This window comes from Marinomonas polaris DSM 16579, from assembly GCF_900129155.1.
In the GTDB taxonomy this organism is placed as follows: domain Bacteria; phylum Pseudomonadota; class Gammaproteobacteria; order Pseudomonadales; family Marinomonadaceae; genus Marinomonas; species Marinomonas polaris.
The window spans coordinates 19,204-45,712 of record NZ_FQVF01000017.1 but is presented as its reverse complement, the minus strand read 5'-3'; the positions used below and the strand labels follow the sequence as shown (position 1 = coordinate 45,712).

At 41.7% G+C, this 26,509-nt stretch carries 23 protein-coding genes and 1 riboswitch; of the genes, 7 read left to right on the top strand and 16 right to left on the bottom strand.

What is annotated here, in order from left to right; translation table 11 throughout:
* Positions 1-18: 18 nt before the first annotated feature.
* Positions 19-963 carry a M23 family metallopeptidase gene (locus BUA59_RS17015; RefSeq protein ID WP_072840881.1) on the top strand — a complete coding sequence of 315 codons (945 nt, stop codon included), beginning with the start codon at positions 19-21 and terminating at the stop codon, positions 961-963.
* Entirely contained in the window at positions 873-1,337 is a 465-nt protein-coding gene (locus tag BUA59_RS17010; RefSeq protein ID WP_072840880.1) for a bactofilin family protein, read from the top strand. Before BUA59_RS17015 ends, BUA59_RS17010 begins: the two co-directional genes overlap by 91 nt.
* 115 nt (positions 1,338-1,452) lie before the next feature.
* On the opposite strand, the gene BUA59_RS17005 is transcribed toward BUA59_RS17010, so the two are convergent.
* The 5 genes from BUA59_RS17005 to BUA59_RS16985 all read right to left on the bottom strand — a co-directional run bounded on the left by BUA59_RS17005 (position 1,453) and on the right by BUA59_RS16985 (position 8,752).
* A complete protein-coding gene (locus tag BUA59_RS17005) occupies positions 1,453-3,597 on the bottom strand; it encodes a transporter substrate-binding domain-containing diguanylate cyclase (RefSeq protein ID WP_072840879.1) in 2,145 nt (714 codons plus the stop codon).
* 112 nt (positions 3,598-3,709) lie between these two features.
* The gene (gene rho, locus BUA59_RS17000) at positions 3,710-4,666 is read right to left on the bottom strand and encodes a transcription termination factor Rho (RefSeq protein ID WP_072840878.1); all 957 of its coding nucleotides are present in this window, start codon (positions 4,664-4,666) and stop codon (positions 3,710-3,712) included.
* A 61-nt stretch (positions 4,667-4,727) separates the two neighbouring features.
* Entirely contained in the window at positions 4,728-6,176 is a 1,449-nt protein-coding gene (locus tag BUA59_RS16995; protein ID WP_084122505.1) for an FAD-dependent oxidoreductase, read from the bottom strand.
* A gap of 194 nt (positions 6,177-6,370) precedes the next feature.
* The gene (locus BUA59_RS16990) at positions 6,371-6,859 is read right to left on the bottom strand and encodes a hypothetical protein (protein ID WP_072840876.1); all 489 of its coding nucleotides are present in this window, start codon (positions 6,857-6,859) and stop codon (positions 6,371-6,373) included.
* A 48-nt stretch (positions 6,860-6,907) separates the two neighbouring features.
* A complete protein-coding gene (locus tag BUA59_RS16985; protein ID WP_072840875.1) occupies positions 6,908-8,752 on the bottom strand; it encodes an alkaline phosphatase D family protein in 1,845 nt (614 codons plus the stop codon).
* Positions 8,753-9,441: 689 nt separating this feature from the next.
* Here BUA59_RS16985 and BUA59_RS16980 point away from each other — a divergent pair.
* On the top strand, positions 9,442-10,566 hold the full coding sequence (locus tag BUA59_RS16980) for a helix-turn-helix transcriptional regulator (protein WP_072840874.1): 1,125 nt from the start codon (positions 9,442-9,444) through the stop codon (positions 10,564-10,566).
* 510 nt (positions 10,567-11,076) lie between these two features.
* The gene (gene acnA, locus BUA59_RS16975) at positions 11,077-13,821 is read left to right on the top strand and encodes an aconitate hydratase AcnA (protein WP_072840873.1); all 2,745 of its coding nucleotides are present in this window, start codon (positions 11,077-11,079) and stop codon (positions 13,819-13,821) included.
* A gap of 82 nt (positions 13,822-13,903) precedes the next feature.
* Here acnA and BUA59_RS16970 read toward each other — a convergent pair whose 3' ends face one another.
* Entirely contained in the window at positions 13,904-14,389 is a 486-nt protein-coding gene (locus tag BUA59_RS16970) for a GNAT family N-acetyltransferase (protein ID WP_072840872.1), read from the bottom strand.
* Positions 14,390-14,651: 262 nt separating this feature from the next.
* On the opposite strand from BUA59_RS16970, the gene BUA59_RS16965 reads away from it, so the two are divergent.
* The gene (locus tag BUA59_RS16965) at positions 14,652-15,194 is read left to right on the top strand and encodes a spermidine synthase (protein WP_245813173.1); all 543 of its coding nucleotides are present in this window, start codon (positions 14,652-14,654) and stop codon (positions 15,192-15,194) included.
* Positions 15,195-15,219: 25 nt separating this feature from the next.
* A riboswitch (guanidine-I (ykkC/yxkD leader) is annotated at positions 15,220-15,327 on the bottom strand.
* A 189-nt stretch (positions 15,328-15,516) separates the two neighbouring features.
* Here the strand turns inward: BUA59_RS16965 and BUA59_RS16960 are convergent.
* The 3 genes from BUA59_RS16960 to BUA59_RS16950 form a co-directional block, all read right to left on the bottom strand.
* Positions 15,517-16,407, bottom strand: coding sequence for a ZIP family metal transporter (locus BUA59_RS16960; protein ID WP_072840871.1), 891 nt, complete (start codon positions 16,405-16,407; stop codon positions 15,517-15,519).
* 2 nt (positions 16,408-16,409) lie between these two features.
* Positions 16,410-17,012, bottom strand: coding sequence for a superoxide dismutase (locus BUA59_RS16955; RefSeq protein ID WP_072840870.1), 603 nt, complete (start codon positions 17,010-17,012; stop codon positions 16,410-16,412).
* Positions 17,013-17,275: 263 nt separating this feature from the next.
* Positions 17,276-17,764, bottom strand: coding sequence for a GNAT family N-acetyltransferase (locus BUA59_RS16950; protein WP_072840869.1), 489 nt, complete (start codon positions 17,762-17,764; stop codon positions 17,276-17,278).
* Between the two features lie 262 nt (positions 17,765-18,026).
* Here BUA59_RS16950 and BUA59_RS16945 point away from each other — a divergent pair, with 262 nt between their 5' ends.
* Positions 18,027-18,749, top strand: a complete 723-nt coding sequence (locus tag BUA59_RS16945) for a polyamine aminopropyltransferase (RefSeq protein ID WP_072840868.1) — start codon at positions 18,027-18,029, stop codon at positions 18,747-18,749.
* A gap of 128 nt (positions 18,750-18,877) precedes the next feature.
* On the opposite strand, the gene BUA59_RS16940 is transcribed toward BUA59_RS16945, so the two are convergent.
* The gene (locus BUA59_RS16940; protein WP_269777527.1) at positions 18,878-19,291 is read right to left on the bottom strand and encodes a GNAT family N-acetyltransferase; all 414 of its coding nucleotides are present in this window, start codon (positions 19,289-19,291) and stop codon (positions 18,878-18,880) included.
* A 580-nt stretch (positions 19,292-19,871) separates the two neighbouring features.
* Positions 19,872-20,105 carry a DUF2442 domain-containing protein gene (locus tag BUA59_RS16935; RefSeq protein WP_217653748.1) on the bottom strand — a complete coding sequence of 78 codons (234 nt, stop codon included), beginning with the start codon at positions 20,103-20,105 and terminating at the stop codon, positions 19,872-19,874.
* Positions 20,106-20,300: 195 nt separating this feature from the next.
* On the opposite strand from BUA59_RS16935, the gene xylA reads away from it, so the two are divergent.
* A complete protein-coding gene (xylA, locus tag BUA59_RS16930) occupies positions 20,301-21,620 on the top strand; it encodes a xylose isomerase (RefSeq protein ID WP_072840866.1) in 1,320 nt (439 codons plus the stop codon).
* 95 nt (positions 21,621-21,715) lie between these two features.
* Here xylA and BUA59_RS16925 read toward each other — a convergent pair whose 3' ends face one another.
* The 5 genes from BUA59_RS16925 to BUA59_RS16905 are packed head-to-tail and all read right to left on the bottom strand — an operon-like array spanning position 21,716 to position 26,400.
* Positions 21,716-22,156: an RbsD/FucU family protein gene (locus BUA59_RS16925; RefSeq protein WP_072840865.1), complete on the bottom strand. Its 441-nt coding sequence runs from the start codon at positions 22,154-22,156 to the stop codon at positions 21,716-21,718.
* 45 nt (positions 22,157-22,201) lie between these two features.
* Entirely contained in the window at positions 22,202-23,266 is a 1,065-nt protein-coding gene (locus BUA59_RS16920; protein WP_072840864.1) for an ABC transporter permease, read from the bottom strand.
* A gap of 1 nt (position 23,267) precedes the next feature.
* Positions 23,268-24,788 carry a sugar ABC transporter ATP-binding protein gene (locus tag BUA59_RS16915; RefSeq protein ID WP_084122501.1) on the bottom strand — a complete coding sequence of 507 codons (1,521 nt, stop codon included), beginning with the start codon at positions 24,786-24,788 and terminating at the stop codon, positions 23,268-23,270.
* On the bottom strand, positions 24,788-25,402 hold the full coding sequence (locus tag BUA59_RS16910) for a DUF2291 family protein (protein WP_072840862.1): 615 nt from the start codon (positions 25,400-25,402) through the stop codon (positions 24,788-24,790). Before BUA59_RS16910 ends, BUA59_RS16915 begins: the two co-directional genes overlap by 1 nt.
* Before the next feature lie 53 nt (positions 25,403-25,455).
* Positions 25,456-26,400 (bottom strand): D-ribose ABC transporter substrate-binding protein, encoded by a 945-nt coding sequence (locus tag BUA59_RS16905; protein ID WP_072840861.1) that lies wholly within the window; start codon positions 26,398-26,400, stop codon positions 25,456-25,458.
* Positions 26,401-26,509 lie beyond the last annotated feature (109 nt).

Below are 26,509 nucleotides of genomic sequence, written 5' to 3'. Positions count from 1 at the left end.
CGGTAAAAAAGTAAAACAATGAAAGACAATATAACAGTATCCATTTCTTCAGTTGATGGAACAAAGCATTTTAGTTTCGGCAAAAGAACACGTCATACATTCAAATTTATTAGCTACATTATTTTTCTTGCGATCCTACTTACCGCAGGAATCATTTACTACTTAATTAGCGATGCCGAATATTCAAAGCTAAAATTGCTCGAACTAGAAAATAAGTCCTCTTCTTTAACCAAAGAAATCACCTCGCTTACAGCACTAAAACTAAGCTTGGAACAGGATTTATCTGAACGAGAAGAACGAATGCAAGTGGTCTCTGATCGACTAAATGATTTAGAAAAAGTTCTAGGCATGGATAATCAAGATAATGTCGAGCTTGAATCACGTTTAGACACGGCGGCGATGAACTCGTCATTGCGAATTGCGATGCTGACTCAGATCCCAAGTGGGCCACCAGTAAAAGATGCAAGAACCTCTTCTGGCTATGGAGAGCGACAACATCCTGTTATTGGCATAATGAAATTTCATCGAGGCCAAGACTTTGCGGTAAATACAGGAACGCCAATTTATGCGCCAGCAGATGGAACAGTCGAAGTAACCAGACCCAGTAATGAAGGGTCAGGCAATTTCTTGCGCTTATTACATGGATATGGATTTTCTAGCTCTTACTCTCATATGAGTAAGTTTGCGGTTAACAAAGGCGATTTCATTAAAAAAGGCGATTTAATCGGTTATTCAGGTAACAGCGGATTAACCTCAGGACCTCACCTACATTATGAAATACGGTTCATTGGACGAGCACTAGATCCCAAGCCCTTCATAGTTTGGGATGTAGATAATTTTGATACAATTTTTGAAAGTGTAAGAGGTATACGATGGGAATCTTTGGTGGGCAAAATAGAATTAAGAGTCAGTCAGCAACTACAACTCTCATCGCAGAAGGCTGCACAATTAACGGGCACATAAAAGTCGCTAACCAACTACAAGTAGATGGTAATGTCGAAGGCCAGATTGAAGCAAAAAATCAAATTAAAATTAGCACATCAGGCAATGTTCAAGGCGAAATCACCACGGAACGCTTGATCATTAACGGCAATTTTGAAGGTATCTGCCACGCAAATTATATTGAAATTTTAAGTTGCGGCCGCGTTAGTGGCACCGTTTACAGTGACAATTTAAGTATTGAGCCTGGCGGCAAGTTTATGGGCATCACCAACCCATCAGATAACACTATAGAAAAACAAGAACATCATGAAGGGCTTAGTAGTCTTGACAAGCTAGATGAACTAGATCTTCAAGAAGACAATGTGGTTTTGATTAGTAATGATAAAAACGCCTAGTCTAAAGCAATTTTTTAGCGAATAGTTAACTAAGGGAAAAAACCTTAAGCTGCTCGATATTGGTTGGGTATTTCTAATAATACTCAACCATTGAACAAATTAGTCACCTGATGATTTAATTAACGACAACCCTATTACGGCCACTTTCTTTCGCTTCATAAAGTGCATTGTCGGCTCTTTTAACCACGGCCTCTATCGTATCGCCTGCCTTGAAGGCGGTTAATCCAAAACTAGCAGTTTTGTGTTCTATACCCTCAAAATCATATTGTGCAATTTTAAGCCTAACTCCTTCTATTATTAACTTAACATCTTCAATACTTGATTCAGGAAAAATAATAATAAACTCTTCCCCACCGTAACGTCCTACGTAGTCTGTTATTCTTAAACTGTCTTTCAAAACACTTGCTATTTCAACAAGGACACTGTCCCCTCGCTGATGACCATACTTGTCGTTAACTTCTTTAAAGTGATCGATATCAAGTATAGAAAGACAAAAGCTATTATCAACATGGTAACCTTTATCAATCTCAGCTTGTATAAGCTCTTCCAGCTTTCTTCTGTTAAATAATGTTGTTAGGTTATCCGTAAGAGCCAATCTGTTTAACTCTTTATTTTTTTCTTCGATATCTTTTTGAGCTTGCTTTAACAATGTATTTGCTTTGGTTATTTTTCTATTCCAATAGATCATAAGGGCAAGAAAAATCACAATAGCCAATACAATTTGCCATACTATTTTATAATTTACGTCTTGTTCGTATTTTATAGGAATCCATTTTGTAAATATCTTTCTATGGCGCTCATTTGTAATATTATTAACAACTTTTTGTAAAATCCCTAACAGAGTAACATCATCTTTTCTGACAGCGATAGAAAGCCTTAAATTTTCAGATATTTTTCCGGCTATTTTTAATTCACCAAAATATTTGCTTTGAAACTCATACCCAATACTGGCTAAAGTATCAATATAAGCGAAGAGTTGGCCATTCTTGACCTGATCTAAGCCATCATAAATATCATCAACTTCGACTATTTTTAATGACGGATATTTCCCACGCAGTATTTTTACAAAAGCATCACCTTTTATTATTCCAATTTTTTCGCCTTCTAAGTCCAGTATCTGATTAATGAATGGAACATCAACTCTCGTGGCGACAACTAATGGAACATCTAAATAATGACTAGTGAAGTTTAAGTATTTTTTCCTCTCTGGCGTTTCCATTCCTAAGGCAAGCATATCGCATTTTTTTTGCTGTATAAATTCTACAGATTGATTCCAATTTTTTGTTTTAACCAATTCAAATTTTGCTGAAAGCATTTGTTCAAAAAGACGATAATAATCCGAACTCATTCCAACATGTTCACCGTCTTCATTCAAACCTTCAAAGGGCAAACCACTTGGGTTTATACAATACTGGATAGTATGGGTATTAATGTAAGCTTTTTCAGCATCATTGAGATCAATATGCCCACCTGGGTACTCTTTAATAGAGCCAATCCATTTATCACTCAATTCCTCAATTTCTCTTTTTGATATAGAGGTAAGAGACTTCTGTAAAATAGAACTTAAAAGACTTTTTTCGGGCTGTATTCCAAACCTTAAGTCCTCTCTATTTGTATTTGGTAAAACAAGCTCACTTGCCAACTTTATATTATTGTATAGATTCTTTTTTATCAGATGATTTATATTGGGTAGGTTTTGCATTAAAGCATCAATTTTACCGAACACTAAATCTTTTGTTAACTCATCATAGCTATCATAAAAAATGAGATTCATTGAGCCTAAATCTTCAAGTTCCTTAATATAAAAAACGTCCTTCAACACACCAACTTTTTTTCCTGTTAGACTTTTTAACCCATTGTATTCACCAAAATTATCTTTAACAAAGATCATAATAGGTATGTTGTAATATGGACTGGTAAATATAGTAAAGGGCTCTCTGTATTTTTTATAAGAAATACTACTTATCATATCGATTTCTTTGTTTTTAAACGAATTATAAATAGTTGTCCATTTATCAATGTGCTTTTCGAATTTCAGACCAGTTTTCTGTGATATCAAATTCAACAAATCGTGCTCAAACCCGACAGGCTCACCTTCAATATAATATGAGAAAGGAGTAAAATCGGGCATCATGCCGATGCTCACGACTGGATTATCTTTAATAAACCCCTTTTCCTCTTTCGTTAAATCCAAAGGTTTCGCTATAGATCCAACTGAATATAGAAATAGAAAAAGCAATGTTATCAAGATTTTTTTCATTTCTATCTCAGTAAAAATTTCAAGTGTAATTTAGGACTAATCAAAAACTGCTCTAGAAAAAAGGCTCTTCAGGTACTTATTATAAAAATGAAGACCTTTTAAAACCTATTAGTTAGGTCGGCGAAAAAGCCTTCAATAGCTCAGCATTGGTCGGAAATTCTTCTAATAATTCAACTAACTTCTGAGCACCATCTACCGGCTTAAGATTTGTAAGTGAACGTCGCAAAGCACGCACTTTCTCAAGATCTTTTCCATCAATAAGCAATTCTTCTCGACGAGTACTACTTTTCGCAATGTCGATAGCAGGAAAAATTCGATGACTCGCCGCTTCTCGTGACAAAACAATTTCCATATTGCCCGTACCTTTGAACTCTTCAAAAATCACCTGATCCATCTTGCTGCCAGTATCCACCAAAATAGTCGCGAGAATTGTCAATGATCCTCCGTTCTCTATCTTTCTCGCTGCACCAAATAGCTTACGAGGGATTTCCAACGCTCTTGTATCAAGTCCGCCAGACATGGTTCGACCACTACTACGCTGTTCGGCATTATGCACTCGTGAAAGCCGTGTCAGTGAATCAATCACAATCATAACGTCTTGACCTTCACCGGCTTGCTTACGCGCTGTTGCTAGCAGCGCATCGGCTACACGAACATGTTGTGTATAGCTTTCATCAGAAGACGACGCATGCACTTCTGCCGATACGCTGCGCTTGAAATCCGTTACTTCTTCAGGGCGTTCATCGATAAGCAAGGCATATAGCTTTATTTCAGGATAAGCTTCTGCCACAGCCTGACAAATGTGTTTTAACATGGTTGTTTTGCCAGATCCTGGTGGCGCAACAATCAGGCCACGCTGCCCCATACCAATTGGCGTGATCAAATCCATTGCACGAACCGTTCTCTGTGAAGAACCAGATGCCAGATGAATACAAGGGGAAGGATGAATGGCCACGCCGTTTAGAAAACGTTTTTCAGGATCATTCGGATACAAATCCTCGGCCACCTCATCGACAGGGTTCACGTCTGAAGATCGTTTACCTTTCAAACTTAATATTTTTCTCGTCATATTGTGGTCTTATAGTCTTGGATAATTTAAAAATCGATATCTTAATTTACGAACGTCTCAGTTATTGCTCAATATCTTTTCTTTTTAAGGCTCGGCCTCTCGGCTCATCACCTTCATAAAGCACTATATCAGAATGCAAGAATTCGGCCGCCTCAGCGGAGCCTTCTACTTTAACTGCACTGCGTTCTAACATTTCAGCTTCAAACTCGGTTAGTACACTTGATCGAATTCCGGCTTCTCGCCACTGAGATTTTGACCAGCAGCCTTTGGATATTTCCCGAGCTAATGCCAACGCATCCAACAAAGCCTGATTCGCACCCTGCCCTTTAAATGGGCTCATTGGGTGAGCTGCATCGCCAATCAGCGTGACTTTATCGCCTTTCTCTAGTAGTTCTGCAGTAAGTAATTCTCGGTCGTAAACCGGATAACCTGACACTTGTGCCGTTTGAGTAGCCGATAGAATCTGAGGAATAGGATCATGCCACTGAGTTCTGCGACAGGCTTCGTCTTTTAAAGCCTGAACACCTTGAGCGCTCAAGGCTTTCGCATCGTCTTCTGCCATGGGGAAACTCAGCTGCCACATTACAGAATCAGCGTCATAGGGCATAATATAAATACGTTCATTACCATTAGCTGTTTGAAATACCGTCGCCGAATCCAGCAGTTCGCTTTCTACACCATTGAGGTCTGACAAAGGACAAATCCCCAAAATAACAATACAACCAAGATAGCGTAACGGCGTCGTTTCCTCGCCAATAAGTAAACGGCGCACCGCACTGCGAATACCATCAGCACCTACAACAAGATCCGCCTTGACGTGTTTTAACTCACCATCAACCAAAAAGCTAAGATCAACATCATCACCCTCTTTTAAATCGACTAACCGATATCCCCATTGTACAGCATCGCGTCCACCTAACTGTTCAAGCAAAGCTGAGCGTAAAGACTGGCGAGCAATATGAATATTGGTGCGCTTAGGCGACATCTTTGCGTCAGACTGCATCCACTTTCTCATGCCCCATTGACCGACAACTTTGCCTTCCGTCGTATGAACCACGTGTCGTGTTGAAACCACACCTTTTTCTAACGAGAAAATACCAAAGCCTTCAATCGCTTTACTCGCTTGCTGCAAAGTCAAACCATAACCTTGCGAGCGAGCATCAAAACCGTGATCTCGTTCATACAGCGTAAAAGGAATGCCGCGATGCAGACAAGCAACGGCCAAAGCCACACCGCCTATACCGCCACCAATAATAGCAACATGAGGATATTTTTCAGTATCTGGTTCAGGGTAACTAACAGAGGCAACCAAGCCTGAGCCAGCACAATTTGAACAGGATTCAAGATGTCCTTTAGGCCGAACTGGAGCTGGCCCTTCGCCTTTCAATCTTTCAAACTCGTTCAACTCTTTTAGATACAGCAAACGCACTTTCTTGCGCAACCTACGGCTTCTTTTACCGCGCCCCTGACATTCTGGACAAGCAGTCCAACTACCCGCTTCACTTACCACTTGATTAATTTTCCACTTGATGTGCTTTAAAAAAAGCTAATGATGTCGTCTTTCTATAAAAGAAATAGTAACCGATACAGTGGATAGGAGCCTAAAAGAAAAACCAGAATAAGGACTTAATTACTATGATAGTTATTATAGTTCTGAAAAATTGACTATATTAAAGTTCTATTTAAATAATGGCAGGCTCATAACTAAGCGCTTTTGTCTAGAATCAAAACGACACGTTTACATTCACTTTTAATTTTATCTTCCACAACTTCCGATGCTTTATTAACCGACTGAACACAAGTATGAGAGTAGAAGCGTATTGATGATGCCAGCACAAGAGCCAACGCTATAGAACCGATTGTTAGTAGCACCCTAAAGCCAATTATAGGAGTAAACAGCACCTCAGGTTTAAGAACATGTACGATGGCCGCATCCACCTTACTCACCAGATAACCTGAAACAAAGAGACCTAGGCCTGCAGCATATTTTGAAAATTGAGTTTCTTGTCCTTCATAGGGCGTGACTAATATCCCAGCTAGCCAACCTACACAAGTTCCGACTAACATTAAAGCGAGGTTAATCGGCAAATCATGTGACTTCTCTTGAAAACGAAAAGCCAACCACAATGCACCAACATACAAAACAATCACAGCGCTCGACGCAATAATCAAGTTAGGTTCAAAATTTGACATGGCATCACCTTCCAACACGGCCTAATTAACATTAACCAATCGCCAACACTATGAAGGGTATTCATGGCAATCAGTTAAATCATAGCATTTCTCATAAATTTCACCGGAAGCGGAGCAGCAATGAAGGGTTGCTTTAACAGGAACAAGTGCCATATTCACGATATCTAATTCCAAAGCCCCAATATTTTTATCTGAAGTTAAAAAATGAGGTCTTTTACCATTCGGCATTAGATATTTTGTGTCATCATGGTAAAAATGCTTCGCCATAGCAGAAGCCAAAGACAAGCCGACATTACCACCAACAGGTGAATTACAGGCAGCACTACTACAAAACTGCCAAAATGTTACGCCTTGAGCTGCTAAATGCTGCCTGCGCAGAAAACCGTAGTGCACATCGCCACTAAAAATAATGATATGTTTTATGTCAGGCGTTCTCAACAAAGCATTCTGTAAATTCTTAAGCGCTTTCTCGCTCGCAATCCACGGTTCTCTATCAGAAAAAGCCTTAAACTTTGTTAATAGCGGACTAAGTTGAGCAGCTTCAATGGCATTAAAGCCATACATTGGTGTAGGAGAAACCAGTATTAACACGGAAGTTTTTGGTAAAAGAGCAAGTTTTTCGCCCATAGCATCAAGCTGTTGCTCAGACATCAGCTCAAGGTTATCACCGTCATATACTCGCTGGGTCCGAGTATCCAATACAAGTGTTGGTGGTGTTTGCTCTAATAAATATCCCCAATACTTACTAAATAAAACTTCTAAGGGTTTATGATTTTCCTGAGTAGGATTCTTTGCTAAAGCCGCGATATTTTGCTGTATTGTTGGACTAAAAGCGTCAGGCTGATTCCCCCAATGCTGGCAAACAGCATAGGCAGACAAAGCATTTACATAAACCTGTTTACCCAGCCAACTACTAGAAAGATTATGCTTATTTTCCTCTGTTAAATTCCAATCATCCGTCACGTCATGATCATCAAACATCATATACACACTAATATTAGCCAATGCTTTACGAACTTGACTCGTTGCCGTTTGCGCGAATCGTTCCAGAACCACTTTTTCATTCTCGTATTGCATAGAACTATAATGATATTCCCTATCATCTTTACGTCGCAGCGATGTCAGTCTTGGCTGAAGCGCTTTATATTTGGCAAATCTTTGCTGGGGTAAACTGGCACCAAAACTGAATAAATACATGCAAAAGTATTCAGAAAAGCTAAAAAGATGGGACCTTTTCTCTCCAGAGGTAAAGCCTAACTTTCGTTTAGCCTTACGCCACCGACCATCTAAATGCATTTTATCTGGATTAAAAAAGTCATTTTTGTCGGTATACATCATTTCATGGGGCAGACCTAAAGCCTCTCGAACATCTTGAAAGGATTGCAGCAATATCGGTGACACATCATCCGCATAAATTTGATCGCCAGTAAGATACAGCTGACTAGGTCTTGTGTCCTTCCCTAAGGCTTCCTCAATTAAATTAGCCATTTCAGCTAAATGATCAACACCTTGTTTATCATGGGGTTTACGACAAGATGCCTGATATAGATAACGATGTTCTTTCGGTATCATCACACTTGGTAGCTTTTCTCCCTGTAAACAAACCAGTTCATTAAGCCCTGTTTCTACCAAGCCTTCGCCATCCACAATGACATCATAATAAATAATCTCGTTGGAATCAGACGGTGCTATGGTGGCAGATAACATTACAGCAAAACAGGACGAGCCAAGTTGCACAATACTACTTGAGACCTCTGAAGCAATATTACCCAAACTCTGTAATGATGGATAAACAGCGAGATTTATCTCATTAAACTCATGGTCTAAAACTTGCCATATATTAATTTTTTCACGAGTTGTATGCCTAACCATTGGCCCGCAGATAATTGCCATAATAAATCTCCCTATTTTTAGCCTGCTCAAATTAATTTACTAAAGAATATAGCCTCAACATAAGATTAGGACAAAGCTTTATATTAATAATTTAATAAACCTTCAGTCTACCCAGGGATATAATATATAACTTAGCACTACTTTTGTGAGCTTTATAAAGGCCATCTGATGTTGCTGTTGGTGCAAATCCCCTTGCCTACTTACTGCATTCAAGGCAATTGCATTCAAACATAATAATTCGACCTGATCTTGGTTAATTTTTCCACAGCTAGCGAATCCCCCTATTCCATCTAAAAAGAAATGATTCTCTTTTATAGATATCCGAGAACCGTTGCCAACGGCACTACAATTTTCATCGTATGCACGTTATAAATGCTCGTAAGAGGCTTGCAGGCTAGGATCACTACTGTTGTGATTTAATATTAGCATTCATAGATTGACAAGAGTCGTCATTAACCACTGAACTACCTGCCTGCTTCAGTTGCTTATTTCGAACCACTTGAATTGCTTCTTTATTTGTAGCAAGAGATTGTGGTGCATAGGGACGTCGCTCGACAACTACTCGCTTCTAAGAGGATTGCGATAAAATTGAATATTTTTACAAATATAAACATCTACTTTATTTTGGTCATACCCTACATGGGGTATATTCAGACTTGTATCCTCCCGCTTCTTAGGAACATCTCGATATGAAAGAAAACTCTATTTTAGATTTAGTCGATATGATCTATGAGCGTGGCTTTGAGCACAGAGACTGGGACAGTGTCTTAGAAAAACTCTGTGAAACAATTAAAGCCAAAAGCGCTGGACTGTTTTTTATTAAATTTAAGAAAAACGTTTATCGAGTCTTGGGAAGTTATGGTGTTCCGAGCGATTTTTCTCCTGAATATCAAGAGAAACTAGGTGTTTATGATGCTACAGGCACCATTATGAAAGCCTTACCTGAAGGAACCGTACTTGGAGCCATTGATCATAAAACATCAAAATTCGACCATCCTGACTTTTATCAAAACCTACTTTTACCTAATAATGTTGGCTACATAAGTGCTTTAAATATTTGTAATAATACTGAGTACTTCGTTGGCATTGGCATTCATCGTGGTATGGATCAGGAACAATTTAATGACAATGAGCTAAAAGTATTGTCACGACTTTACCCTCATTTTCGTAGAGTATTTGACTTCTCTGACATCCTTGAAAAACCATATGAAAAAGAAGAAGTCCTTAGCAGTGCATTAGCTAAGGTTCCGCTTGGCCTAATTGCAATCGATGCTGACCTAAAGGTTCATTTTATAAACGACTTAGCAACATCTTTAGCTAATAGCGTCTTTGGCCTTCACATAAAAGGTAAACAATTATTCACCGACAAGGTGTCATCCAAAAAAAATCTTAAATCAAAAATACAAAATGTACTAGACGGTCAGATTTTGGCTACTTCATTACAATTAGAAAATAACAATAATGTGACACCGCTATCTATAACGATCACAAACTCAAGAGTACACGATTTAGATATATTAAAAGATGAACACCAAATATCAAATTTTGCTCTGATGTATATTTCTCATCCTGACCTTTGCTCCCATATGTCATTGGAAGTGCTCAAGGAGGTATATAATCTTACAACTTCAGAAGCTCAATTAGCATTAGCCCTAACAAACGGTTTATCATTACAAAAATATGCAGATTCTAAAAGCGCCAGCATTCAAACAGTCAGAAGCCAACTAAAAAATGTATTTAATAAAGTACAGGTAAACTCTCAAACCGATCTAGTTCGCACTTTGATTATGAGTTCTTTCAACATTATATCTTGATGGATATTTTTAAATTAGCAAGAAATTCATCCTAACTTCAAGCTTTCAAATTCGCTCAGCTCTTTTAAATAGAGCAAACGTAATTTCTTACTTAGTCTAAAAATTCTTTTGCCTCACATCTGATATTCTGGACAAACCGCTCAACTCGACTTTCCATCTTCCAATTTATTTACTTCTTCTTTATATAACTTGATTGTGATTTTCTCTTTTAGAAGGAAATATAGTAACCAATCCAAGAAATACTGGGACGAATAGTACGATTGTAATGATAGTTTTTACTATTACCCTAATAATTAAATGCGAAAAAAGTAAGACTCTTTTCTATGAAATCCAACTCACATAGGGCTTTGCAGCGGTGAAGTCTAGAGTATCGGCGCCATGCGGTCGTCTAAGACAAAAAGTACTGCTACACTCTTAGTCAACATTAAACTTATCAAAACATCACACTTTAGAGGTTTTTTTCAAGATATCTGTCTAAAGATATCTGCCTAATAGACAAAGGGGAAAAAAATGAACAATAGTTTCGACACCCAACAACAGATCACTGTTAATGGCGAGCAATTTCATATTCACTCCTTAAAAGGGCTTGGCGATAAAGCCAAACGACTGCCGTTTTCTTTAAAAATATTACTCGAAAACCTACTTCGTAACGAAGATGGCGTTAATATTAAAGAGCAAGACATCCAAGCGTTATTAGATTGGGACCCTCAAGCTAAACCCTCCTCCGAAGTGGCTTTTACGCCTGCACGTGTTGTCATGCAAGACTTTACCGGCGTCCCTGCCATTGTGGATTTAGCCGCAATGCGTGATGCGATGGAAAAGCTAGGCGGCGATCCGGCGAAAATAAACCCACTATCTCCTGCCGAACTGGTTATTGACCACTCAGTACAAGTCGATGGTTATGGCAATGCAGCTGCATTTGATTTAAATACCAAACTTGAATACGAAAGAAATAAAGAGCGCTACGAATTTTTGCGCTGGGGACAAACCGCCTTTGATAATCTAAAAGTCGTGCCACCAGCGACAGGTATTGTGCACCAAGTAAACTTAGAATATTTAGCTCGCGTGGTATTTAACGAAGAACGCAATGGTAAAAAGTTTGCCTACCCAGACACGCTAGTGGGAACGGACTCACATACCACAATGATTAACGGCTTAGGCGTGCTTGGTTGGGGTGTCGGTGGCATTGAAGCCGAAGCCGCTATGCTTGGCCAACCTATTAGCCTACTTCTCCCTCAAGTTGTTGGTGTTAAATTAAGTGGCCGACTACCTGAAGGCACCACAGCGACAGATCTCGTTCTTACCGTCACTGAAATGCTGCGTAACTACGGCGTAGTCGGTAAATTTATCGAATTTTACGGAGATGGCCTTGCTGACTTACCCCTTGCCGACAGAGCAACTATTGCCAATATGGCACCCGAATACGGCGCAACATGCGGTATCTTCCCTATTGATGATGAAACCATTAATTATCTTCGTCTAACCAACCGAGATGAAACACAACTCAACCTGATTGAAGACTACGCAAAACACCAAGGTCTATGGCGCAATGATGGCGATGAAGCCAACTATACCGATAAACTTGAACTTAAATTGAATGATGTTGTACCCAGTCTTGCTGGTCCAAAGCGCCCACAAGACAGAATCGCCCTTGATAAAGCGGGTGACGTTATTCGTCTTCATTTAAAAGACTTTCAAGACGAACGCATGGCTCGTCACGATAAAAGTAGCGAAGGACAAGCACGAATAGACAATGAAGGCCCAATAACAAACCCAGACGAGTCCGTTGATGAAGCGCAAATTAAGGGCGCTGCCATCGTTAAATTTAAAGGCCAAGAATTTGAACTGAACGATGGCGCCTGTGTGATTGCCGCCATTACCAGCTGCACAAACACCTCCAACCCAAGTGTTATTTTAGCGGCAGGTTTGGTCGCTCAAAAAGCCAAACAACTGGGCATTAATGTAAAACCTTGGGTGAAAACCTCATTGGCGCCAGGCTCTAAAGTAGTAACAGACTACTTAGAAAAAGCCGGATTAATGGATGACCTAGAGAGCCTTGGCTTTAACCTCGTCGGCTATGGTTGCACCACCTGTATTGGTAACTCTGGCCCATTAGCCAGTGAAATATCCGACGCCATCCAAAAACACAAACTCATCGTTAGCTCTATATTATCTGGCAACCGAAACTTTGAAGGGCGTATTCACCAAGACGTAAAAATGAACTTTCTAGCCTCGCCTCCACTCGTTGTCGCCTACGCCATTGCAGGTCGTACTGATATAGATGTCTACAAAGAGCCTCTAGCACAAGACGCGAACGGCAAAGACATTTACCTTAAAGACATTTGGCCAAGTGTAAAAGAAGTAAGCGATCTGGTTAAAGAAACCGTTACCAAAGAAATGTTCGCTAAAAGCTACGCTAACGTATACAAAGGCGATAGCCACTGGCAGCAAATTCAAATACCGGATGGCAAACTTTACGACTGGAACGACGCGTCTACCTACATTAAAAAAGCCACCTTTTTTGATGATATGAGTATCGATCCTCCGGGTATTCCTACCATCAAAGGCGCGCGCTGTTTAGCCAAACTGGGAGACTCAGTCACCACTGACCACATTTCTCCAGCTGGTGCGATTAAGGCTGACTCTCCAGCCGGTTTATACCTACAAGAACATGGCGTAGAAAAAGCGCAATTTAATTCTTATGGCTCTCGCCGAGGTAATCACGAAGTGATGGTGCGCGGAACCTTTGCCAACGTAAGACTTAAAAACTTGCTTGCACCGGGTACCGAAGGCGGCGTCACTCGTACTCAACCTGACGATAACTTAGCCAGTATTTACGATGCTGCCGTGACCTATCATGAAAGCAATACGCCACTTATTATTTTAGCGGGTAAAGAATACGGTACAGGCTCATCTCGCGACTGGGCGGCTAAAGGCTCATTGCTACTCGGAGTAAAAGCGGTAATCGCAGAAAGCTATGAGCGAATTCACCGCTCTAATTTAATTGGTATGGGCGTCTTACCTCTGCAATTTAAAGACAGTGACAGTTATGAATCACTTGGTTTAACAGGGCAAGAGCAATTTGATATAAATGGCTTGTACGATAAAACTGATGAAGTAACCCTAATGGCGACGAATAGCGAAGGGCAAACAATAAGCTTTAGTGCTGACGTAAGAATTGATACTCCCAAAGAGTGGGACTACTACAAACATGGCGGTATTTTACAGTACGTATTGCGAGGTATGCTCGGCTAACCTTCCCTGCATTTAATAAAATAGCCTCGCTCAATAATTAGCGAGGCTATTTTATTATCATCCACAAGTTTGTCTCTGAAAATCAACCCTCAGTTTGGCCAATTTTCTTCACCATGTTCACGCTAACGGTTTCATAACCCATTTCAGCGTATAGGTTCTGTGCTGCGTCATTGTGAGAAAATACGTGCAAGCCAATATTGACGATGTTGTGCGTTGCCGCGAAGTCTTCGATTTCCTTTAGGGCAAGCTTCGCATAGCCCTTGCGGCGATGTTCTGCCTTGATTTCTAAATCGTAAATAAACACCGTACTCGTGGTGCTACTGTTCTCTAACGACAGCCATATCATACCGACTGTCTCGTTTACTTCTGGTACTTTCATTTCAAAAAAATGGTTGTTGTCCGTGTCGATTCCACGCGGTAACAGTCTTTCTATATCACGCCTAGATCGAGTTAATGATCCTGTTTTCTGCCAGCGGCCGGATTCCACATTTTCTCGTGCATACTGTACGATCAGCTCTTCAATATAAGAGGCAAAAAAGGGCTTTGACATTGATACCAAGAAAGACATAACGACTCCAATTCATATACGGCAGAGGAAATCCTGCTCTGATAGCTTAAGTATTCATCAAATTTTCAATAAAAAAAACTTTATTTGAGTCTTGAAGCACTCATTAAGAAGCAAGCTGTTATAAAATAGCGACAATCAACATCGAGCATGACGGGGTTGAAAAGCAGTTTACTGTTAATCCTTCAATGGACAAAACATTCATTAGCGTACCAAACGCTATGCTTTTCTACTCATTTATACCGCATATTAGAACCACCCAGTCATGTCTTCATTGTTCAAAGAAATCGACAACCAAGCCTCTCCTTTAGGTGAAATATCCCTTCGCAGACGACGTATTCCTACCTTCGGCGACAGAGACATCTATGAAGTAAAACTAGGCGAAGAATTTCTGATGTCGAGCATGTTTGTCGATGCAGAAGAAGCCTTGTCTACCCTTGGTTTAGCGCAAGTTCAAGGCGAAAATTTGAGTGTTGTTGTCGGTGGATTGGCCTTAGGTTATACCGCCGTAGCGGCACTTAAAGACGAACGAATTGCAGAACTGCTTGTTGTCGATGCGTTAGAAACCTTCATTAGCTGGCACCAGAAAGAACTCGTTCCGCTAGGTAAAATTCTCAACGCCGACAAACGTAACCGTTATGTGCTTGGTAGCTTTTTCGATCTCGCCACAGACCCAAGTACTGGATTTGACCCGAGCAGCGCTGGTAAAAAGTTCGATGCCATTTTGCTAGACATCGACCATTCCCCTGCAGAATTCCTCAACCCAAGCAACGCCGGCTTCTACACCACAGCAAACCTATCACACTAAAACCAAACGACGCATTCGCCATGTGGTCTCCCTGGCTTTTGCCCCGCCGTGTAACCTTGAAACTGCCAAGGTCGAAAACTCTCGGGCCAGTCATTTCGATAAGATCGAAATCGGAACCCTAGCTCTCTATTGATAATCTATATTGTGATGTTCGACTTTCCAAGGGTACGAACAGTTTTGATAAAGCAGATTGTGTACCAGTTATACAGAACACTTTATTTTAAAGGCTCTAGACATTTTTTTGACACCGCTCGTCACTAACAAACAACAAAAAATGGGCCCAAAAAGCCCATTTCATTATTAGCGCACTATTTTTATACAGTCAGGCCAACGCCGTATCTAACAGCATCATAAGTACAAAACCTAACATTAAGCCTTTTGTTGCCGCCAGCTCGTGACCTTGACGGTGAGATTCAGGAATCATTTCATGACTGATCACAAACAACATAGCACCAGCTGCTAAAGCCAACCCTAAAGGCAACAATAAGCTAGATTCCCCCAACACCACCGAACCAATAACGGCCATAACAGGTTCCGTCAAACCTGACAGCACCGCAATACTCACCGCCAATAAACGGCTGTAGCCCACGGCTAACAACGCCATGGCAACCACTAACCCTTCAGGAATATCCTGAATCGAGATACCTGTTGTCAACGCCGTAGCTGCCGACACATCACCACTGGCAAAAGACGCACCTATCGCCAAACCTTCCGGGATATTATGCAGAGCAATGGCAAAAACAAATAACCAGCTACGTCGCAAAGTCTGACCACGTAACCTGTCTTCATCTTTAATAAAATGTTGGTGTGGTACAAGCCGTTCCAACACCAACATAAATGCGCCACCAAGCAGAATTGCCACCCCCACAGAGCTGGAGCTGTACCATGGCGAAGCACCACTGCCTTCCAACAACGCCAAAGCAGGGATAATCAGAGAAAACATACAAGCCGCTAACATTACCCCAGCGCCAAACCCCAACATAACGTCATGCAACTTTTGCGATAAGCGATGCAGAAACAAAGCAGGCAATGCGCCCATCGCCGTCGCTGTTGCCACCACAACCCCCGCATAAAAAGCATAACGCACCTGAGAATGTTGTTGTAACAACACCACAAACTGATCGATGGCAGTGTAAGCACCTAATACTAAAATTATGCTTCCGATCCACTTTCGCGCGCGGATCTTAGGTAACGACAACAGAGTCAACTTCATGCTTACTCCTGAAACCACGCAGCGACTTGCGACCAGTTGATGACATTAAAAAATGCCGCAACGTAGTCAGGACGTTTATTTTGATACTGCAAATAATAAGCGTGTTCCCAAACATCCAAGCCTAAAATCGGTGTCAATCCATCCATAAATGGGCTGTCTTGATTAGCGCTGCTGGTCACCCGCAATTTACCTTGCTGATCTTTCACCAACCAAGCCCAACCACTGCCAAATCGGCTCAATGCCGCCTTAATAAACAGCTGTTTAAATTCTTCAAAACTACCAAAGCTTTGCTGAATCGCGTCTGCTAATGGTCCTTGTGGCTCCCCACCCCCTTCTGGTGACATCACCAACCAAAACAGACTATGATTCGCATGACCACCACCATGATTACGTACCGCACCCTGAACGTTTTCTGGCAATGAGGTAATCTCTCGCAACAGGCGCTCAAGAGACCAATCCGCATAAGCAGTTCCTTCTAGAGCAGCATTTAAGCCATTCACATAAGTCTGATGATGGCGACTGTGATGAATCTCCATCGTCAATGCATCAATGTGCGGCTCTAAAGCGGTATAAGCGTAAGGCAGTTCAGGCAAAGTAAAAGGCATCTTATTCTCCAAAATAGATAACGATAAGAAGAATCATTATTATTTCTATTAATAACAAATGCAAATCCTATTTTTCACGCTCGCGGTGAGGGCTAGACTCTTTACACACTGTTATGCCACCGCCTCAGAAATATAGGCAAAGGAAATTCAAGTCTAAACAGACCATGATTTATAGGGAAAAATAACGTCGAGGATACAAGGATCAGCGCTGAGCAACGCAGCACTTGAAGCAATCGGAGTTGAACGCAGATACAAAACTAGCGCTATGGCATTGTCGCTTGATCTATTCTCTTGACCATATTCACACTGACCGTTTCATAACCCATTTCAGCGTAAAGGTTCTGCGCGGCGTTATTGTGAGAAAAAACATGCAAGCCAATATTGACGATGTTGTGTGTTGCCGCGAAGTCTTCTATTTCCTTTAGAGCAAGCTTGGCATAGCCCTTTCGGCGATGTTCTGCCTTGATTTCTAAATCGTAAATAAACACCGTACTCGTGGTGCTACTGTTCTCTAACGAAAGCCATATCATACCGACTGTCTCGTTTACTTCAGGCACTTTCATTTCAAAAAAATGATTGTTATCCGTTTCTATACCACGAGGTAGCAGTCTTTCAGTTTCACGCCTAGCTCGAGTTAATGAGCCAGCTTTCTGCCAGCGGCCCGATGCCACATTCTCTCGCGCATACTGCACGATCAGCTCTTCAATATAAGAAGAAAAAAAGGGTTTTGACATAGACACCAAAAAAGACATAACGACTCCATTTTATGTAAGGCAGAGGAAATCCTGCTCTGATGGCTTTAGTATTCATCAAATTTTCAATAAAAAAAGCTTTTTTTGATTCTTGAAGCACTCATTAAGAAGCAAGCTGATATAAAATAGCGACAATCAACATCGAGCATGACGGGTTTGAAAAGCAGTTTTCAGTTAAGCCTTCAATGGACAAAACATTCATTAGCGTGCGAAACGCTATGCTTTTCTACTCATTTACACCGCATATTAGGACAACCCAATCATGTCTTCATTGTTCAAAGAAATCGACAGCCAAGCCTCTCCTTTAGGTGAAATATCCCTTCGCAGACGACGTATTCCCGCTTTTGGAGATCGAGACATCTACGAAGTAAAACTAGGCGAAGAATTTCTGATGTCGAGCATGTTTGTCGACGCAGAAGAAGCCTTGTCCACCCTTGGTTTAGCGCAAGTACAAGGCGAAAATTTGAGTGTTGTTGTCGGTGGATTGGGCTTAGGTTACACCGCCGTAGCGGCACTAAAAGACGAACGAATTACAGAATTACTTGTGGTTGATGCGTTAGAAACCGTCATCAGCTGGCACCAAAAAGAACTCGTGCCACTGGGTAAAATTCTCAACGCAGACCAACGCAACCGTTATGTACTTGGCAGTTTTTTCGACCTAGCCACAGACCCAAGTACAGGATTTGACCCAAGCCATGCCGGTAAAAAGTTCGATGCCATCTTGCTAGACATCGACCATTCACCAACCGAATTCCTCAACCCAAGTAACGCAGGATTCTACACCACAGACAACCTATCGCTTATGGCAGAACAACTGAAACCAAACGGCGTATTCGCTATGTGGTCGCAGAACCCACCGGAAGACAACTTTATCGAATTGCTTAAAACCGTATTCGCAAGCGTCGATTCCCACCTAGTGACTTTTGACAACCCGTTTCAAGGCGGCCAATCGACGAATTCGGTTTATGTTTGTGTGAAGGGGTAGTACCCAGCTCATTGCAGTTTTGAATTGGCACTAATTTAAGTGCTTTTTCAAAAACAATGACAAAACTAAAACGTCCAGTGTGATAGCTTGCTTATACGTACAAAATCACTATAAATTGAAAAAATTGATTAACTAATATATTCAAACCGTAGATTGCCATCATTCACTCCAACTTCCCTAAAACCATTAGAAATCAACACTTTTTTAGACGCTTCATTCTCTGGGGCAGTATGAGCAATGATGCTCTTTGTGGTTGAAAAAGAAGATGCATGAGAAATAAGCGCATTCACTATTTCTGTCGCGTAACCACGATGCTGCCACTCAGGAAGCACAGAATAACCAATCTCAACCATTCCATTTCTGTCAGGCGGCCCAAAATAACCACCTGAGCCCACTAGAGATCTTTCTCCTGATAAAGGATCGATATTTATTGCATACCAGCCATACCAACCTTGGGAGTCTTCTCCACCCATTTCATAACATGAGAGAAAAAACGTCATTGCATCTCGGTCATATTCACCAGAAGGCCAATCATTTGACACCCTCGCATTTAGTTTTTTCGCGAGTAACTGGGGCGTTTCAAGCTCTATACGAATATGAGCTGCTGAGGATGATATTAATTCTATGCGGTCTGATTTTATATTTTTTATAATTTTGATTTACTCCAAAGTTTGAGCGGAATACTTATAACAAAGCCATGAGTAGTTAAAATCGGCGACATAGCAGAGTTTTTTTGGTGATAAATATTACTACTTGAGACGTCTAATCCCACCAACATTTCATAGATCGCACGACCTAAATTTTTAAAGTCAGCTTAACCGAACAAGAATAATTGATGAAACTCTATAGAAAAATAAGATATAGGCAACAACTAAAACCAAACGGCGTATTCGGCATGTGTACCTTTGACAATCCGTTTCAAAGCGGACAATCGACTAACTCGGTTTATGTTTGTGTGAAGTAGTAAGGTATTTCTTACAAATAATATGGCCGCCAAAACCTGTCATCCATAACTTTAAACCTTCTCCATTTTCATCATTATTTATAAAATTTAAACCATCTTAAAAATACGCTGTTCTAATGAAGCATTACAGAAATCAAAAGCCCTATAAAACACTCTGCTTACTCTGCAATGCCTTCAAAAACTCTGGTGCTAAATCTGCGCAATTTGCGCCAAATAATGGTTTCTAGCTCTGGATCGACAGTGACGTTCTGGAATTCAGCTAAACCTTTAAGTGGTTCGAACATCGAGCCTTTGAGCTCATTGGTCAAATCCACTTCTCCGGAGGTTCCATCATCAAAAGCAATCCACAACTTATAGCCTGATAAATATTTCGCGGACTTAATATGCAACATCTTTAACTCCTATAAGCAATACCACCATCTTATTACACCTTTCCCGAACAGGCCAAAGCTATTGACCTAAAAGCCTTCACAAAAATGCTCCCAACAAATTCAATAACGCGCTCAGAAAATTTCGTAATTGAAGCAATCACCTAAACAAACAATGATTCGTAGGGATAAAAAATAACAATAGTCTGGAGTTCTAATATGAGCGATTTTTTCAAAACTGTGCCCGTTGTCAAATACGAAGGCGCGGATTCAAGCAACCCTTTTGCTTTCAAACATTACGATGCAAACAAGATGCTCATGGGCAAAACCATGGCAGAGCATTTACGCGTGGCGGTGTGTTATTGGCACACGTTCTGTTGGCAAGGTAGCGATGTCTTTGGCGCGAATACCTTTGATCGCCCTTGGTTTAAAGCCGCATCTGAGATGGAAGCGGCAAAGCTAAAAACCGACGCGGCGTTTGAGTTTTTCACTAAATTGGGTGTTCCCTATTACAGCTTTCATGATGTGGATGTCAGCCCAGAAGGCCGCTCAATCAAAGAGTACATTAATAACTTTGCGCAAATGGTCGACGTTCTACAAGCCAAGCAAGAAGCTACTGGCATAAAGCTGTTATGGGGAACGGCGAATGCCTTTTCAAACCCAAGATACATGTCTGGCGCAGCGTCCAACCCGAACCCTGAAATTTTTGCTTACGCGGCGACTCAGGTGTTTCATGCGATGAATGCGACCAAAGCACTTAAAGGCGAGAACTATGTTCTGTGGGGCGGCCGTGAAGGCTACGAAACCCTATTGAATACCGATCTAAAACGCGAACGCGCTCAGCTTGGTCGTTTCATGCAAATGGTGGTTGAGCACAAACACAAAATCGGTTTTGAAGGCACTTTGTTGATCGAGCCAAAACCAGCGGAACCGACCAAGCATCAGTACGATTACGATACTGCGACTGTGTATGGTTTCTTAAAAGAGTTTGGTCTTGAAAAAGAAATCAAGGTCAACATCGAAGCCAATCACGCGACTTTAGCTGGTCACAGCTTCCACCATGAAATCGCCACGGCTTGTTCCTTGGGCATTCTTGGTTCCGTTGACGCCAACCAAGGCGACGCACAACTCGGCTGGGATACAGACCAATTCCCAACTAGTGTAGAAGAATACACGCTTGTTACTTATGAGATTCTGAAGTCTGGCGGTTTCAAAACTGGCGGCTACATGTTCGACACTAAGCTACGTCGTCAGTCGATGGATCTGGAGGATTTATTCCACGGTCATATTGGCGCGATGGATACCTTAGCGTTGTCATTAGAACGCGCAGTTAAAATGATCGAAGATGAAAAATTGGCGAACATTGTTAATCAGCGTTATGCAAAATGGAACGACTCTTTAGGCGCAGACATTTTAGCTGGCAAGCATACTTTGCAAGACCTTGCGGCGTATGCTGAGAAAAATAACATCGATCCTAAACCGGTTTCTGGTCGCCAAGAGATGCTAGAAAACATGGTGAATGGCTACATCTTTAAATAAGCCGTTAGATAAAAGTTAAGCAGTTTAAAACAAAAAACACAGGCCACCGAAAGCTGACCTGTGTTTTTTTTAGTGTTGCATTCTACTAAGAGATATTAAGAAAAGATCACGCCTTTCTTCAATAAAAAGCAGCCGTAACCTCGGCCTTCCCCAGTCACAACAAAAGCGTAGGCTTGTTTAGCCGCTTCGTAAAAAGCAAAGCGTTCTAACGAGCCCATTTCAGCGTTGTCACTGTCGGCGGCTTTTAATACGGCCGCGAACTCTTGCTGAACTTCTGGCATCACAGATTCGTCTTCACCGACCACTTGCATACGAGTTACAGGTTGATCAACGAAGGTATCTAATGGCAATACCGATAGAATCGCCTTAGCCGCTTGAATAACATTCACACCATCTAAACGAATAACCGGTTTTCCAGCCGCCATAGAAGCCGCAGGAAAGTTACGATCAACCAAAACGATATCGTCGCCGTGGCCCATTGTGCGTAGCACGTTCAGTAATTCACCACTTAACAAAGGATCTATATTTTTTAGCATGTTTTTTCCCTAATCACGGATAGGCTGAAAGCAAATATTGATAATCTATTTTTGCTGCACGATGGCGGCTTTATGCTGCAAGCGACTTTGTTTTTGGTCGATGATGACAGCAAGAATAATCACCACACCTTTAATGACCATTTGCCAAAATTCACTCACGCCCATCATCACCAAACCATCGGCCAAAATACCAATAACGAAAGCACCTATCAGCGTGCCCATAATGGTGCCTCGACCACCAGCCAAAGAGGTTCCGCCTAATACCACGGCGGCAATAGCGTTCATCTCAAATGCAACGCCCGTTGCTGGATGACTTGCGACCAATTGCGAAGACACCACGATGCCAGCAATAGCAGCACAAAGACCTGAAATGGTGTAAACCCAAACTTTGACGCTACGCACTTTCACACCAGACAATTCGGCAGAATGTTCGTTGTCACCAATGGCAAATACATGACGACCAAATTGCGTTCTTTTGGCGATGTAGGCAATCACACCAGCAAGGATAAACATCATCCAAATCGCATAAGGCAGACCCAATAATTTCGCCGCCCCAATTAATTCAAAGCCCGTATTACCAAGCTGTTCATTACCTGCCAAACCGGTAAAGGTTTCACCGCCAGACAACAACATGGCCGCGCCACGAACGATATACATGGTGCCCAAGGTACAAATGAAAGGTGCAACATTATAACGCGTTATCAAGATGCCATTTATCGCACCGATCAAACCACCGATAACCAAGACGATAGGTACAACCAGCCAAACGCTTGGAAAAATAGCGATGCCAAACATAGGTAACACGATCCCTTTGGTAATCAACCAGCCAGCAACCATGCCACAGAAGCCAAGAATCGCACCGATTGAAAGGTCGATACCTGCGGTGATGATGACGAAGGTAATGCCAAGTGCTAAAAAGGCGTTGATGGCAATGTGCTTAACCATAATGACAACACTACTGGCCGCCAAAAAGCCCGGTACCATGAAGGTAAAAAATGCCAGAATCAAAAACAACGCGATGAATGTGCGCATTTTTAACGCCAGTAACAACAAGCTTTCGCCGGAAAAAACAGACGAGTGTTGAGATGCAGTATTTTGAGAAGTTTTCATATTAAAGTCCTTGCGCGCTTGCTGACACAAGTGCAGATTCTGTTGCTTCAGAGCGAGCGATATTGGCGGTTAATTTGCCTCCGGACATCACCAGAATGCGATCAGAAACAGCCATGATTTCTTTGAGATCGGAAGTCGAAAACAACACACCAATCCCCTGCTCAGAAAGCTTCACCATCATTTTAAATACGTCGCCTTTGGCACCAATATCAATGCCACGAGTCGGCTCATCCAATAACAAAACTTTCGGACTGGTTAACAAGGTTCGACCAATCACCACTTTTTGTTGGTTACCACCGCTTAATGCACGTATTTCAATATCAGGAGAAGATACCTTGATAGACAAATCACCAATGGCGGACGTTACCGCTTCGGCTTCGGCTTTTTCATCAATCGAAAAACGATGCTTGAGTCGACGCCATAAGCTAGAAATCGTCATGTTATTGCTGACTGACGAAATGGGGAAAATGCCGTTCTTTTTACGATCTTCAGGAACAAGACAAATCCCATAACGAATGCGATCGCTGGTGTCCATTTTGGCAGGCACTTTATGCCCCGCAATCTCTACTTCGCCTGAGTATTCCTGCAAGCCAAGTAGACATTCCATTAGTTCAGTTCGGCCTGCGCCCATGAGTCCGTAAACGCCAACAATCTCGCCGGATTTCACATCCATCGATACGTTATCAACCAAGGTGTGACCCATTTCGTTGATCAGTTTGATGTTTTTAACATCCAACACTGGCTTGCCAAATTCACGACCTGGTTTCAAGAAATTAGAAACAGGATCGCTACCTAGCATTTCTCTGACAATCCAAGGCACATCGATGTCTTTTACTTCCGCTTCAGACTGGAAATGCCCATCACGTAAAATCGTAATGTGATCGCCAATCGCCATCAGTTCTTCTAATCGATGAGAGATATAAATAATGGAAACGCCCTGAGCGGTTAAGTCTCGAATCACTTTAAACAGCAACTCGACCTCAGTTTTACTCAGCGCAGACGTCGGCTCATCCAAAATCAGCACATCTGCTTCATCAGCCAAGGCTTTGGCGATTTCAATTAACTGCTGCTGGCCAACTTTCAAGTTAGACAGCAATTCAGATGGCGCGATGTCTTGATCAAGACGTGCCATTAGTTCGGCCGTGACTCGATGCTGTTCCGCGGTATCAAGCGGCATCAGACCATGCTGTTTTTCTCGTCCCAAGAAGATATTTTCAGCGACGGTTAAGTTGCCAAACAGATTCAGCTCTTGGTGAACCATGCCAATACCTTTGGCGGCGGCATCACGAGTATGCTGAAAAGACACGGCTTCATCGTTTAGATAAATAGTGCCCTTGCTTGGCTGCTGAACACCCGCCAGAATTTTCATCAAAGTGGATTTACCCGCGCCATTTTCGCCTATGATGACGTTCACTTTGCCGCGATAAACTCGGTAATCAACTTCGTTTAACGCGATAGTGCCGGGGTAAATCATGGAGATTTTTTCGGCGCGAATGACGATGTCTGCGTTAGCTTGGCTCATCATTTGCCTCCACGAATAATCTGCATTGGCACAGCATCACTGATGGTATTTTGATCTATGGTAATCGCAGCAATGACAGTCGCTTTTTCGCCTACCCAACTAGAGTCTGGCTCGCCAACCGATGCCATGGCACGATTATTAAACTCTCGTGAAATTTGGGCGAAACGAATCTGGTTTTTAAAATCATCAAACAAAACGTATTTAGACGCGTCACGAATCGCATTGCCTTTGATTATGCGACCAACTTGCAGATCGATATTGGTATCGCCCACTTTAATCGTTATCGCACCTCTCATTTTGCCTAAATCAACACTTTCGATAGTGCCATCTAAACGGACAAAAAAGCTTTGCTTGGTGTCAATTTGCTGCGCATCCAACTGGGATTTAATACTTTCCCAAGGGGTGAATTCTTGTGTTGCTTCTGGGAAGACTTTTGGTTCCCAAAGCTGATCGGCCACTTCAGACAAGGTGAAGTCTGCAAAGCTAACCGCGGCATTAGGATCTTTAGGAATAATAGGATTGCCGTCAGCGTCTAAGTCCGTAACGGTACAGGCTGTCAGCAAGTTAAGGCACGCAATGAGCCCGATAAATTGAAAGATTTTTTTATAAGACATAATGATACCCAAGGAGCCGAAGCTCTCAAAAATGAGAGCTTCGAGTCAGGTTGTTATTTTTTTAGCGCGAAGTTACTTAGATTTTTCGCGTTAGAACTATCAATCAATACACAATCCATTAGTTGTTTTTCTGGCAATCCTGTTGAGCCGGTACGAATGTATAGATCTGCTTGTTCAGCAACACGTTGTGCTTGAGCGTATGCTGGCTGCATGATGGTTGCTTTGATATTAGAACCTTTAATGATGGAATCTCTTACGTAATCTAGACCATCAAAACCCACGATGAAGACGTCTTTACGACCCGCAGCCTGCAATGCAGCTTCTGCACCCAACGCCATAGAATCGTTACCCGTGATCACGCCTTTGATGTTTGGATTCGCTTGTAAGATCGATTCCATACGGCTGAACGCTTCGGTTTGGCTCCAGTTGGCAGACTGACGAGCAACCATTTTGAATTCTGGGAAGTTATCAAGAATGTCGTGGAAACCTTCACTACGCACTTGCGCATTGGTGTCTGATTCAGGTCCTAATAGCTCAACGTATTCACCACCTTCACCCATCAACTCGGCGAATTTTTCACCTGCTAGCTGTGCGCCTTGGAAGTTATTCGATACGATTTGAGTCACGGCGATACCGGTTTTATTGATTTCACGGTCGTATAGGAAAGCTGGGATACCGGCTTTTTTCAAACGCTCTAGTGAACCAATACTTGCGTCTGCATCAGCATTATCCAAAATCACCGCTTTGGCTTTACGAGCAATCGCTGTTTCAATCAATTGGTTTTGTTTGTTTACATCACCGTCATGAGAAGCAACCAAGGTGTCATAACCCAATTCTTTTGCTTTCGCATCCGCGCCTTCGGCACCAGCTTTAAAAAATGGATTGTCATGAGATGGAGTAATGATGGCGATCAAACCATTGCTAGCTAAAACGCTGGTGCTAGCCAAGGTCAGTAATGTTGCAGCAAGGCAAGATTTCAAGAAGGTTTTCTTTTTCATTGTATGTCTCCGGTATGCTTATTTTTATTAAAATATTCGAATAGCAAACGATTGCGTAATCGTTTGCTATTTTTATATTAAGCACATGGAGCTTGTCAATAAATTCTTG